An 11,809-nucleotide genomic window follows, 5' to 3' on the forward strand; every position below is an offset into this window, starting at 1 on the left:
GGGTCCGTGGGGGTTGAGCGCGCCGTTCCCCGCGCCCCTGAAAAGCACCCGGGCTCGGGTGTGGTGTGACCTGCGGGTCCGTGGGGGTTGAGCGCGCCGTTCCCCGCGCCCCTGAAAAGCACCCGGGCTCGGGTGTGGTGTGACCTGCGGGTCCGTGGGGGTTGAGCGCGACGCCTGAGAGGACCGTGGGTTTCAGGGGTGCTCTGTCTGCTTGATGGCGTCTCTGTAGGTGCGGGCTGCTGCTCTCAGGGCTGCTTCTGGGTCTACGCCCTGGGATTCCGCGTGGGCGGCGAGGGTCAGCAGGTCGTAGCCGATGCCCTCGCCCTCGGGGAAGGGGACCTTCAGGCCCGCCGTGCGCACGCGGGAGGCCAGTTTCGCCGCCAGGGCCAGTCCGGGCTGGCCGAGGGGGACGCCGTCGGTCACCGAGGCCCGCTGCTTCTCCTCGGCCTTGGTGCGCAGCCAGTGCTCTTTGACGTCCTCCGGCGTCGCGGCCGTCTCGTCGCCGAAGACGTGCGGGTGGCGGTGGATCAGCTTGGCGACGATGCCGCCGGCCACGTCGTCGACGGAGAACGGCGCCTCGGGGTCCTCCTCGGCGATGCGGGCGTGGAAGACGACCTGGAGCAGGACGTCCCCCAGTTCCTCCCGCAGCTCGTCCCGGTCGCCGTCCTCGATCGCCTCGACCAGCTCGTACGCCTCCTCGATGGCGTACTTCGCCAGGCCGTGGTGGGTCTGCCGGGACGACCAGGGGCACTCGGCGCGGATCCGGTCCATCACCTGCACGAGGTCGAGCAGCCGGGCGCCGGGCAGGTCGTAGGAGGCGGGCAGCAGCTCCAGCTCCGGCATGGCCACCCGGCCGGACCCCGCGAGCCGGGCCAGACCGTCGGTCAGCGCGGGCTCGCCCTCGCCGGTGGCCACGACCACGACCGTGCGGCCGCCGGCGCAGGCGTCCACCAGTTCCTCGGCGGTCGGCGACGCCTCGGCCACCGCCACGCCCGCCTCGCGCAGGTACGGCGTCTGCGGGTGGGCGCCGTCCGCGCACAGCACCCGGTCGGCCGCGCGCAGCGCCTGCCAGGCGGGCCAGGACAGCAGCCCGGGGGCCACCCGGTGGCTGGTGGTGAGCAGGACGATGCGGCCGGGGGCGGCGGCGCCGGGTGCGAGAGCCTGGTCGGCGGTGGTGTTCACGCCTTCGAACGTAACGCACGGCGCCGACGGCCCCCGCGGTCGTCCACAGGGCGGGTTCGTCCCCAGGAGGTTGTCCCCAGGGGGCCGTCCACAGGACGCGGTCGTCCACAGGGCGCGGTCGTCCCCAGGGTGGGGACGCCTCACTCCCGGCGGCCTGGGGACGTCAGGTCGTCCGCTGCGCCGCCGAGACGTCCCGCAGCCACGGCGTCTTCGCCGCGACGCCGCCCTTCTGGACGTCCCAGGCGCCGTAGCGCGGGTTGAGGTCGATGTGCAGCTTTCCGGACTCGGCGGACAGCGCCTTCCAGAAGGCGGGCTGGCTCGTCTCCGTGTGCAGCCGCGCGGCCAGCTTCTGCGCCTCGACCTGGAGGCGCAGGCTGTCGTCGAGGCGCTGCGGCGGCACTCCGTACTGCTGGAGCCAGGCCGTCTCCAGGCCCTTGGCGCCCCCCGCCTGCTGTTCGAGACCGGCCCGCAGGGCCTGGACCTCCCGGCGGGTGGCGGTGACGCCCGCGTCTCGCGCGGCGCCGTCCAGCACCCGGTCGAGCACCATCTGGTGCAGGGTGTCCCGGCCGAGCGAGCCGGTCCGGGCGACGGCCTGCTGGTACTGCGTCTCGTCCGGCACCGCCGCCCGCTGCGCCCGGCGCACCTCGTCCACCCGGCTCTGAAGCTGCGCGACGGTGATCCGCTGGCCGCCCACGACCGCGGCCGCGCCGGGATGCGCGGCATCGCCGCAGGCGGTCAGGGCGGGGGCCGCGGCGGCGATCACGGCGGTGAGGACGAGCGCGGTGCGACGGCGGCGGTGCAAGGAAGCCTCCCGAGGAGATTGTGCGGCGGTGCACAAAGTCTTGCGGTGATCGATGGTAGGCAGCGGCCGTGCTCCGGCCAACCCATTCGACCAACGATTCCCCGGTGTTTCGGGCACTGCCTCGGCGTCGCCCCCGGCGCCGCCCCTGCTGCCGCCCCTCGGGATCCTCGGTCCGGCCTCCTCGACTCCGGTCGCGCACCGGCTCTCTCCGCCCCGGTCGCGCAGGGGCTCTGTCAGCTCCCGTCGCGCAACAGCGCGCTCAGCTCCGGTCGCGCACGGGCTCTGTCAGCTCCGGTCGCGCACCGCCCGTTCGACCGCCGCGGTCACGTGGTCGCGCAGGCCGTCGCCGACGGCGACCGTGGTCACGTTCCGGCTCGCGTGGCCGCCGCCGACCAGCACGAAGGCGACCTTGCCGTGCTGCGGCGCCGTCTGGGCCGCCGCCGTGACCTCGGGGCCGCCGACGGCGAGGACGACGTCGCAGGACCGCTGGAGCATCCCGTTGAGGAACGGCCGCGCGTTGCCCGCGCTCTGCTCGCCCGTCACCGCGGAGTAGCTGACCCGCGCGTGGGTGGCGCGGGAGGCGTCCTGCATGCCCTGCCAGACGTCCGCGGCGGCGCCGGCGGCGATGCCGCTCTGGCCGGTGAGCAGGCAGGCGTCGGTCTCGGTGTAGTGCCGGGCGCGGGTGTCGGGGATCGGCGGCCGGTCGTCGTGCCGGGACAGCAGGACGGCGGTCACCACGAGCGCGCCGACGACGGCTACCGCGGCCGCCGCGAGGGCGATGGCGCGCCCGCTCAGCGAGCGCAGCCACACGACGGCGGCCCGCCCCACGACGGCGAGCCGTCCGCCCGCCGAGGACTGCGCCTCCCTCGTCGGGCGCGCCTGCGTTACCTGCCTGACCTGCTTGGCCACGTCGTCCTACTCGCTCTCGTTTCCTACGCCGGGGGCGGCCCCGCTGTCCGTACGCGGGGGCCGTCCGCCGGTTCTCACCGCTCACCCCGGCGCCGCTCACCCCGGGGCCGCTCACCCAAGCGCCGCTAGCCCCGCCGCCGGGCGGCCGGACCGGGGCGCCCGGCGAACGGGGCGATCGTCGAACAGGGCGCCCGTCAGCCGGTGCACCGGTCAGCCGGTGCGCCCCTTAAGCCCGTACGCCCTCAGCCGGTGCGCCTCGTCAGCCGGTGACGGCGACGGGGCCGTCCCACGCGTCGCGGTCGACGGTGAGGGTGACGCCGCCGTGCGCCTCCTTGCTGTTCACCATGTACTGGTGGGCCCGGCTGTGGTCGGTGAACTGGGTGGCGCCCCAGGGCCAGTCGGCCGTGGTGGTGTTGTTGCTGTCCCAGAGCGCGTACCAGAGGTTGCCGGGCAGGTCGGTCTTGTTGCTCGCGGTGGCGATGGCCTTGGCGCTGGAGCTGGTGAAGCCGTAGTAGGCGGCCCGGTAGGTCTTGGCGCGCAGTTGCTTGTCGAAGGCGCGGACGTAGGTGAGCACGGCGTCGTTGCACGACGTGTCGGCGGTGTTGTACGGCTCCATGTCGAGGTAGAGCGCGCTGCCGGCCTTCATGCCGAGCGCGGACGCCTTGGCCACCGCGTCGCTCGCGTCGCTCGTGCCGAGGGAGGCGGCGGTGGACGTGCTCAGCTTCTCCGGGTTGGAGCCGGTCTGGCACGGCGGCTGGGCGCCGACGTAGATCGGGATGAGCTTCCAGCCGCTGGAGCTGACCGACTTCACCCAGGAGGCGGTCAGGTTGGGCTGGGCGCAGCCGCGGTTGCGGCCGCCGACGTAGACGGCGGCGGCGCCGTAGAAGCCCGTGTTCCACGCCTTCATGGCGGACAGCGAGGGCGCGGTGCAGGTGTCGAAGGCGCGGCCGGTGAACGTCTTCTGGGCCGGCCAGGAAGTGGCGGCCATCGAGGTCTGGGCCGCGATCCCGGCGCCCGCGAGGACGGCCGCGCCGACCACTGACCACGTGACGTACCTGCGCTTCTTGGACTGCCGGTGCTCGGCCATCCCCACCCCTTGTCATGTGCGTCCGCGCGCTCGCGCGTCCGTGCGTCGTGCTTGAAGCGGCGCACGCCGACGTCGACGGCGTCCGTCCGCTGGATACGTGTGAATACGGTGCTGGCGCCCCGTGAGCGGCGCGCGCGGTCGTGTCGCCGACCGCTCCCCTGTCGCCGCGAGAGCATCGCACGGTAACCGACGCCGCCTCCGCACTAGGAAAACGGAGCGCCACGATCATCACATGATTCCCTCAAGCAACGGCAAAGCATCTGTGTCACACGCGGCGGCCGCACCCCGCGTCCGTCGACTCCGCGCTCTTGACCGGGCGTTGACCCCTGCCTGACCCGGACATGACCGGTCGGGGCGCCGGGCGTCGTATGGTCCGCTGGCCCCTCCCCGGCTCACCGGCCGTCTCCGGCCCCTTGCGAAGGACTCAGATGCACATCCCGTCCCGCGCCGTCCGCGCAGCCCGTCTCCTCGGCGTGGCCGCGCTCCCCCTCGCCCTGGCGGCCTGCGGATCCGCGGACGCCTCGTCGGCCACGGCCCCGGCGTCCCCCTCCTCCGTCTCCGCCGCCAAGGACCCCGACGCCGGTCTGCTCACCGGCGCCCAGTTGAAGAAGGCCCTCGCCCCGGCGTCCTCCTTCGCCGCCGGCTTCACGCTCACCCCGGGCGGGGCGCGGGACACCGGCGACACCTTCACCTCCCCCTCGTCGGCCGCCGCCGCCGCGCCGGATTGCGCGAAGCTGAACGGCACCGGCTGGATCGAGGTCACCGGGGTCTCCGGGGTGTCCTTCGCGCAGAACGACTACGTCGACAAGAACACCTCCGAGGACGTCGCCCAGGAGATCGACGCCTACCGGGGCACGGCGTCGGCGGACGTCCTGAAGGGCCTGGCGCGGAAGGCCGCGGCGTGCACGGGCTTCACCGACTCCGACACGCACTCGAAGGTGAAGGTCGCCGGGGCGCGGACGCCGGGGGTGGGCGACGCGGCCTACACGGTCACCCTGACCGACTCGGCCTGGGAGAACGGCGCCACGCTCATCGCCGCCCGGGTCGGCACGAACGTCGTCAGCGTCATGTCGACGGACGGCCACGACGACGGGGCGGCCACGGCGCGGAAGCTGGTGCGCGAGGTCGTCGCGTCGCTGAAGTCGCTGCCGCAGACGTCCTCCTGACGGCTTCGGCTGCCCTTGCGATGTCCTACTCTGGCCCTCTGCACTGCCGTTGGGGGCGGAGATGGACACGACCGAGAAGCGCCTGGAGGCCGGCTGGCTCCAGCGGATCGCCTGGGCGGCCCTGTCCTGCGGCTCCCTGGGCCTGCTGGTCTGGGTCCCGTTCCTGTACGCGGCGATCCGTCGCGGCCGCGCCTCGGACTGGGGAGCGTTCGCGGTCTTCGTCTTCTACGAATGCGTCACGCTTCCCTGGGGCGCCCGGACATCGCGGGGCGACGGCGACCCGATCCTGGGCACCGTCGCCTTCCTGTGCCTGCTGACGGCGTCGGCCATGCTGCTCTTCGCGGTCTTCGACCCGAAACGGCCGGTGCAGGCGGCCCGCAAGGCGCCCGCGGGACACGGCTACGGGACGGCGCCGACGCCGCCCGGACCCGCGCAGGGCGGGCCGTACGGGTATCCGTACCGGGGCTAGCGGGTGCCGCCTGCCGCCCGTTCGACGGCGCGGCCGTCAGCGCGGCCGTCACCAGGCGGGGAGCGCAAGCCGGTCGCCGGGGCGCGGGCCTGATGGCAGTCCGTCACCAGGCCCGCGGCACGGGGTCAGCGTCTGCGGGACCACCCCGCGCCGATTCCGGCCACGTGCAGAGCCAGAGCCATCAGTCCGAGCAGCATCACGTTCGTCGAAGAGAACACGTGGTTGGTGCTGAGGTCCGAGGCGTTGATCAGAAACGACACGAAGAACAGCACCGCCGCGACTATGCCGAGCATGAGTCAAGCTCCTCTCATAGGGGTGAACCCCGTATGCCCGGCCACCGTCGCCGTAGACATGAGACCGCGTCCGCGAGCGCGGCCGGATTTCCCAGACCGCCCTCCTGCGGCGCCGCCTCATGAGACCTCGGGCGCCACCGCCGGTGGGGCCGCTCGCACGCGCCGCTACAGAGCGTACGCGCGCGGCGCCGCATCCTCGAGATACCAGTGCCAGAACTCCCGCCGCTTCTCGGAGTCCCCGGACTCTTCCCACACGGCGCCGCCGGCCATGGCTACGGAAGCAAAGAAAGACGGATCCCAGTCCTCTGAATCCATGTCCATTTCACTGAGTTCCGGATCGGCGGAGAATTCCCCTACGAGCGCGTCCCGGTTCACCGCCCAGCAGGCGAGGCCCGCCGCGACGGCCGGGAAGTACGCCGGCCCCAGCAGCATCTTGTTGTCAAGAAACGTGTTGAGGGAATTCAGCTCACTTCGGTGTTCAGTCAAGGAGAGCACCGGACTCTCCACAGTGGCATCCGGCCGAGGCGAGGCGAACGGGAGATCTTCCGTGAAACGACTCCTCCACACCGGCCAGACCTTGACCGCACACGCAGCGGACAGCGCCACATACGACCGCCACTGATCATGACCAGCGAACTGCTGAAGCTCGGCGTGGAGTCGGCGCCTCAATGAGTGCTCCAGTTCTCCCTCAGCCGACACTCCCTCAAGGTACTGGCGGCAGATGTCTCCCACGGTCCTGTCAGGCATGCGTTTCCCTTACGATTGCGTCCAGTGCCCGTTGACGTCAAAGTGATTCACGCCGCTCGGATCTGTTACTTCCTGCGCGACTCCTCGATGCTTGGCCAGCGCTCTGAACCAGTCGACACAGTCGTCGCACATATCCCGGTCGACCTCAATCGGCTCATTCGGCCGAGCGACCGCGGCCTGCCTCTCGGCATGAGAGGCGAAGTAGCGACCGTCCACCCCATGGTCCCTGAATCCGGCTGGTGTTCGCGCCGCTCCGATCTCCTCCGTGACCCCGAGCACGTCCTCGGGCGGCACCCTGGTGTAAGCCGGGTCCACCTTAGTTTTGGTGGCCCATCCGCTCAGGAAGCTAGCGTCGTCCCCGCCGCTGCCCGTGAACGTAACCTCGCACAGCCGGGCGGCCACCTGCTCGCGCACGATGCTGAACGCCTCCTGGATCGCCTGGTCGCGTTCGCGAGCGTGCGGGGACCACATCGCCGGCCCAGGCGCCGACTCGTCAGCGTCCGGAGAAATCGATCACCAAGTCGCGCTGTTTGTCCAGCGCTCGTCGGCAGTTCTCATTCGCACGTTCAGCGTCCGGGGTAACCCTTGGAATGCGCTCTTCGTTGAGGATCGCCTCGTAGCAGGACGACAGAATGCCCAGGACCTCACGGCTGCCCAATGGGCGATTCCGCAGACAGTCCGCATACTCGGACACAGCCATGACGAGCGCGGCGAGGCCCGGCGCCGGGTCTTCGCCGACCAAGTCGTGGAGGACGTCGAAGAACCCCTCCTCATCTCGAACTGCGACGCTGAGGCCAGGGTTCCGCAGGTTAGCTCTGAAGTCTCGCAGGGCATCCCTGATGAAGCTGACAGTATGAGCGGAGAAAGACGCCTCAAACGAGGGATGAAAGCTCTCCACCGCCTCTTCAACGCCCCTCAGGGCCAGCTCCCTTCGCTTTTCTCCCGACATGCCGGAGATCAGCGAATCCCAGCCTGCACTCTCATCATCCCACAGCAGCATCGCTACCTCTTGTCGTGAATCAAATAATCGGCTCCGGGTGCGCTCATACCCCAGCTTCTCCGCCAAGGCTCGCATCTCGGGAGTGGTCGCGTTGTTGCTCACAGGAGCGGGCGGCGGCCCCACAGGGCCAGAGCGCGCGCGGCCCGCGACAGTGAGCTGCCCTGATCACCCTCGGCCGCGCGCGCCGCATCCCGCCCACGCGCTGGCCGACTTCATCCGCACCGCCTCGACCAGGAAGCCGCCGCCTGATGACCACGCCCCGCGACACTCCCGCCTCCCGCCGCACCCGCGCCAACGGCGACGGGACCTTCACCAGCGCAAGGGCAGCCGCGGGGAGGTCGCCGGATGCGTCCTCGCCCCCGGCAACACCCGCAAGCGCATCCGCCCGACCTTCTTGGCCGCGCCCTTGACACGCCATTTCAGATGAGCCTATTTTGCGAGGCCGATGCTCCGTTGCCCACTCCACGTGGAAGCGAATTCAAGCGTCAACGGCTCAGCGCTTACTTCCCTGCGCTCCCGATCGGATCTCCGGGAACATCTCCGACTACGCCATCCGAAAGTGCAAGGAACCATGACGGAAGAGTTCGCTCCGAAACACCTTCCCTCTCAAAGTCGACAGACCCGGAGATCTCAACAGCTCACCAGCAGGCCAAGCAGGGCGATCGGGAACTCCGACGGGCTCCGCCTCAAACGGCGCCCCTCACTTGCAAGATCGTAACGACGAATCCAGTTCAAGATGCCTCTCGCCGCTTCATCTGGTTTCCTGCACCCTCCCGCACAAGCTCGTCCTCCGAACCCAGAAGCTGCCTCAACTTCAGCTCAGCTTCGGAGCCGGGCGTTCCACCAAGCGCCCAGATCGCTTTTGTGGCCAGTGCCCGATTTTCATCGTATTCGAGATAATCTGGAATCCTCTGCGCACCTGGTCACGTACCCTCTCCCGATGCTGCTCGGCCTGGCGGCCTGCTGCGCGGAGTGCGCTCGGTGCGCGGTGTCATCCGCTGGGCGAATGGCCAGGGCGCCGGCGTCCTGGCCGCGCTCGAAGTCCCCGGCGGGGATCTGGCGCGGTTGCCGGCGGCCACCACGCTCACCCGCACCCTCGCCCGGATCGACGCCGCCGCACTCGATGCGGCCGTCGGCGCCTTCGTGCAGGCCCACGCCGCCGACCCGCGGGCCGGGATCGCGGGGGATCCGCCCCTGCTGCAACTGGCCGCGGACGGCAAGACGGTTCGCGGCGCCCGCGACGCCGACGCCCTGCAACTTCACCTGCTCGGTGTCCACCAGGTCGACCCCGGTGTGATGCCCGCCCAGCGCGAGATGCGCCACAAGCCCCACGAGACCGTGCACTACACTGCCGCCCTTGACCTGATCGCCGACATCACCGGCCCGATCGTGACCGCCGATGCCCTGCACACGGTGGCCGATCACGCCCGCTACCTGCACCGACGCGGTGCCTTCGGCCTCTTCCCGGTCAGGGAGAACCGCGCTGCCCTGCTCGCTCGGCTCGACGCGCTCAACTGGGACGAGACCACGAACCCGTAGATCAGCATGGTCCGTACTGAGGAGACCAACAGCGGCCGCCACGAGACCCGCATCGTCCGGGTCCAGGCACTGGAGAACGGCCAGGTCAACTTCCCGCACGCCACCCGGGCTCTGCTGGTTGAGCGGTACACCACCGGCCGGGGCGACGGACATGTCTACGCGGACGCCGAACTCGGCATCACCACCGCACCCGTCCAAGCCGCCGACGCGGCCACCCTCGCCCGCTGTGTGAGAGGCCAATGGGCCATCGAATCCCAGCATTTCGTCAGAGATGCGACCTTCGGTGAAGACGCCAGCCGGGCCCGTGCCGGCAGCCTTCCCCGAGTCCTCGCCACCTTCCGCAGCCTGGCGATCAGCCTCACCCACCTCGCCGGATGGAAGAACAACGCCGCCGCACACGACCACTACCGAAACCACCCGGCCGACGCCCTACGCGAGCTCGGCCTCGCGGGCTGAGCACGCATCACACCTGACGCCACCGCAACGACGGTGGATATCGTGCAGATGGTCGGGCGGGCGCTGCGCATGGCACCGGGGGCAGAGAAAATCGCCACCCTGATCGTGCCGGTATTCCTCGGTCGGGACGAAGACGCAAACGAACTGCTCAACTGCGGGCATCGGCCGGCCGATCCGGCAGTCAGAAGTGACTGAGCTGATAGACGAGGGTGCCGAATCCGATGACAGACATGATGCCAGCCACAACCCTGAACCGGTCCGGCGTCATTCTCGAATTTCCGACAGCGGAGGTCGACTGGCCCAGCAAATCGTAGACCCGCAGGCCGAAGTTGCGGTAATCGAATGCACCGAGAAGACCGAAGCTTGTTGCAACAACGATACAAACAAGCCTGAAAGCGAAACCTGCCCAACCCGTGGACGCGGCAGCCGATGCGACGGCGGATATCACAGAGTCTCCCACATGATCACCGACTCCTGTCCGCATAGGATGCCGAGCGTTGCTGAATCACATCAATCTATCAGCCCCCGACGTCGCTGCATCGATCGCGGTGGAGACGCAGGGGGGCCTAGTTTAATTACTAAGCGGCGGCACTGTCTAGAAAATTGACTCGTAGAGGTTGGCCACACTCGACGGCATATCGGCGATTCTGGTAATATCGGTCGTCCCTGAAGCGAAACTTGCACCGAATGCCTCTGCCACACCCCAACCGGCGGAGATGGAGTTCACCGCGTCACCTCTGGAATTCTTCGTCGCGTATGTTCCGCGCCAGCCGCCCCTGAACGGCCCGAACGCTCCATCGATCCCGGATCCTGCCCCTCGAAGTTGTTGCAGGGAGTCGGCGTTGCTGAACAGACCGTTTGCCGTTAGCCCTGCTCCGATACCCGGGCCTCCGAACGCCGCATCGCCCTCCCCACCCGCTGCCTCCACTCTCTGAAGCCCCACCACGAACAACAGCAGCGCGAGCGTGAGGCTGCGGGCACGGCGTGGCGGTACAGCGGCCACCTGTTCACTACCGCGCTGGGCCGACCGATCGACCCGACCGACCTCACCCGCACCTTCACCGCGCTTCTCCGCACGGCCGGCCTCCGCCGCATCCGCTTCCACGACCTCCGCCGTTCGACGGCAACTCTGCTCCTGGAGCAGGGCGTCGAACTCGTCGTCATCAAGGAACTTCTCGGCCACGCCCACATCAGCGTCACCGCCACCGTCTATGCCCACGTCCGGCTCCGCCTCCAGCTAGACGCCATCGACACCCCCAGCACCGCGCTCGACGGTCCTGCTGGCTACGAGCCGACCCGCGACGACGCACTGTGTGGAGCCATTGTCCGCTGACGTTGCCGTCAACTACTGCCGTCAAACGGCAAATCAGCCGTCCGCGAAGACGACCTGCCCTGCAACGTCGCCCGCAACATCAAGGCCCCCGCACCCCGCCCTCGGCGCTTCAAGCCCTTCACAGCGAGCGAGGCCCGGCAGTTCCTCCACGCAGCCAGCAACGACCGGCTGAACGCCCTGTACGAACTCGCCCTGCGCACCGGGCTCCGCAAAGGCGAACTCCTCGGGCTGCACTGGGTGGGAAGACCTCGACCTCGACGGCGGCACCGCCAACATCCATTGCTCCCTCCAGCGCACCCCCACAGGCGGCCTGACCATCCTGCACACCAAGACCCGCGCCGCCGAACGCCGCATCGCCCTCCCCACCGAATGCATCAACTCCTTCAAGACCCACCGGGCACGACAGCATGAAGGACGCGAAGCTGCCGGAACAGGCTGGACAGACAACGGGCTCGTCTTCACCAGCCCCACCGGTAGACCTCTCGATCCCACCAACCTCACCCGCCGCTTCCGCCGTCTCCTCCACCGCGCGCAGCTCCGGACCATCCGCTTCCTCGACCTCCGACACTCAACCGCGACCCTGCTCCTGGAACAGGGCATCGACCTCGTCGTGATCAAGGAACTCCTCGGCCACGCCCACATCGGCCTCACCGCCGGCGTCTACGCCTACGTAAGGCTCCGCCTCCAGCGCTAGGCCATCAACACCCTGGGTGACGCCCTCAACCGAACCGACACCGACGACCCACCCGCCACAGCCGCCGTCCGCTGACGTTGCCGTCAAGAACCGCAGAAGCCTCGCCAGATAACTCTGGCGAGGCTTCTCGCT

14 protein-coding genes and 3 pseudogenes are annotated in these 11,809 nt (G+C 69.6%); 8 read left to right on the top strand and 9 right to left on the bottom strand.

Going from position 1 to position 11,809, the window contains the following annotated elements:
- Nucleotides 1-192: 192 nt before the first annotated feature.
- From ABZ861_RS09325 to ABZ861_RS09340, 4 genes are all read right to left on the bottom strand, one after another.
- Nucleotides 193-1,182: a nucleoside triphosphate pyrophosphohydrolase gene (locus ABZ861_RS09325; RefSeq protein WP_361626267.1), complete on the bottom strand. Its 990-nt coding sequence runs from the start codon at nucleotides 1,180-1,182 to the stop codon at nucleotides 193-195.
- Between the two features lie 163 nt (nucleotides 1,183-1,345).
- A complete protein-coding gene (locus ABZ861_RS09330; RefSeq protein ID WP_361626270.1) occupies nucleotides 1,346-1,984 on the bottom strand; it encodes a SurA N-terminal domain-containing protein in 639 nt (212 codons plus the stop codon).
- Between the two features lie 285 nt (nucleotides 1,985-2,269).
- Entirely contained in the window at nucleotides 2,270-2,893 is a 624-nt protein-coding gene (locus ABZ861_RS09335; protein WP_361626273.1) for a hypothetical protein, read from the bottom strand.
- Nucleotides 2,894-3,152: 259 nt separating this feature from the next.
- The gene (locus ABZ861_RS09340; protein WP_361626276.1) at nucleotides 3,153-3,980 is read right to left on the bottom strand and encodes a glycoside hydrolase domain-containing protein; all 828 of its coding nucleotides are present in this window, start codon (nucleotides 3,978-3,980) and stop codon (nucleotides 3,153-3,155) included.
- A 428-nt stretch (nucleotides 3,981-4,408) separates the two neighbouring features.
- Between ABZ861_RS09340 and ABZ861_RS09345 the strand changes: the two genes are divergently transcribed.
- Nucleotides 4,409-5,146, top strand: coding sequence for a hypothetical protein (locus ABZ861_RS09345; RefSeq protein ID WP_361626279.1), 738 nt, complete (start codon nucleotides 4,409-4,411; stop codon nucleotides 5,144-5,146).
- A 61-nt stretch (nucleotides 5,147-5,207) separates the two neighbouring features.
- A complete protein-coding gene (locus ABZ861_RS09350) occupies nucleotides 5,208-5,615 on the top strand; it encodes a hypothetical protein (RefSeq protein WP_361626282.1) in 408 nt (135 codons plus the stop codon).
- Between the two features lie 125 nt (nucleotides 5,616-5,740).
- Here the strand turns inward: ABZ861_RS09350 and ABZ861_RS09355 are convergent, their stop codons facing one another.
- From ABZ861_RS09355 to ABZ861_RS09370, 4 genes are all read right to left on the bottom strand, one after another.
- Nucleotides 5,741-5,908, bottom strand: a complete 168-nt coding sequence (locus tag ABZ861_RS09355; protein ID WP_361626285.1) for a hypothetical protein — start codon at nucleotides 5,906-5,908, stop codon at nucleotides 5,741-5,743.
- A gap of 165 nt (nucleotides 5,909-6,073) precedes the next feature.
- Nucleotides 6,074-6,655 (bottom strand): Imm5 family immunity protein, encoded by a 582-nt coding sequence (locus ABZ861_RS09360; RefSeq protein WP_361626288.1) that lies wholly within the window; start codon nucleotides 6,653-6,655, stop codon nucleotides 6,074-6,076.
- Between the two features lie 9 nt (nucleotides 6,656-6,664).
- Entirely contained in the window at nucleotides 6,665-7,069 is a 405-nt protein-coding gene (locus ABZ861_RS09365; protein ID WP_361626291.1) for a hypothetical protein, read from the bottom strand.
- A gap of 79 nt (nucleotides 7,070-7,148) precedes the next feature.
- Nucleotides 7,149-7,721, bottom strand: a complete 573-nt coding sequence (locus ABZ861_RS09370; protein ID WP_361626294.1) for a hypothetical protein — start codon at nucleotides 7,719-7,721, stop codon at nucleotides 7,149-7,151.
- 182 nt (nucleotides 7,722-7,903) lie between these two features.
- On the opposite strand from ABZ861_RS09370, the pseudogene ABZ861_RS09375 reads away from it, so the two are divergent.
- The 4 genes and pseudogenes from ABZ861_RS09375 to ABZ861_RS09390 all read left to right on the top strand — a co-directional run.
- Nucleotides 7,904-8,040, top strand: a pseudogene (locus tag ABZ861_RS09375) (site-specific integrase); the annotation flags it as partial.
- 596 nt (nucleotides 8,041-8,636) lie between these two features.
- Nucleotides 8,637-9,194, top strand: a complete 558-nt coding sequence (locus tag ABZ861_RS09380; protein WP_361626297.1) for a hypothetical protein — start codon at nucleotides 8,637-8,639, stop codon at nucleotides 9,192-9,194.
- 6 nt (nucleotides 9,195-9,200) lie between these two features.
- Nucleotides 9,201-9,650, top strand: a complete 450-nt coding sequence (locus tag ABZ861_RS09385; RefSeq protein ID WP_361626300.1) for a hypothetical protein — start codon at nucleotides 9,201-9,203, stop codon at nucleotides 9,648-9,650.
- A gap of 33 nt (nucleotides 9,651-9,683) precedes the next feature.
- Nucleotides 9,684-9,845: a hypothetical protein gene (locus ABZ861_RS09390; protein ID WP_361626303.1), complete on the top strand. Its 162-nt coding sequence runs from the start codon at nucleotides 9,684-9,686 to the stop codon at nucleotides 9,843-9,845.
- On the opposite strand, the gene ABZ861_RS09395 is transcribed toward ABZ861_RS09390, so the two are convergent.
- Entirely contained in the window at nucleotides 9,832-10,098 is a 267-nt protein-coding gene (locus tag ABZ861_RS09395) for a hypothetical protein (protein ID WP_361626306.1), read from the bottom strand. The two genes, ABZ861_RS09390 and ABZ861_RS09395, sit on opposite strands and share 14 nt — an antisense overlap.
- 426 nt (nucleotides 10,099-10,524) lie before the next feature.
- On the opposite strand from ABZ861_RS09395, the pseudogene ABZ861_RS09400 reads away from it, so the two are divergent.
- Nucleotides 10,525-10,983: pseudogene (locus ABZ861_RS09400) on the top strand (site-specific integrase); the annotation flags it as partial.
- Nucleotides 10,984-10,995: 12 nt separating this feature from the next.
- Nucleotides 10,996-11,752 (top strand): annotated as a pseudogene (locus tag ABZ861_RS09405) (site-specific integrase); the annotation flags it as partial.
- Between the last annotated feature and the right edge of the window lie 57 nt (nucleotides 11,753-11,809).

Source organism: Streptomyces sp. NPDC046985, from assembly GCF_040644415.1.
In the GTDB taxonomy this organism is placed as follows: Bacteria; Actinomycetota; Actinomycetes; order Streptomycetales; family Streptomycetaceae; genus Streptomyces.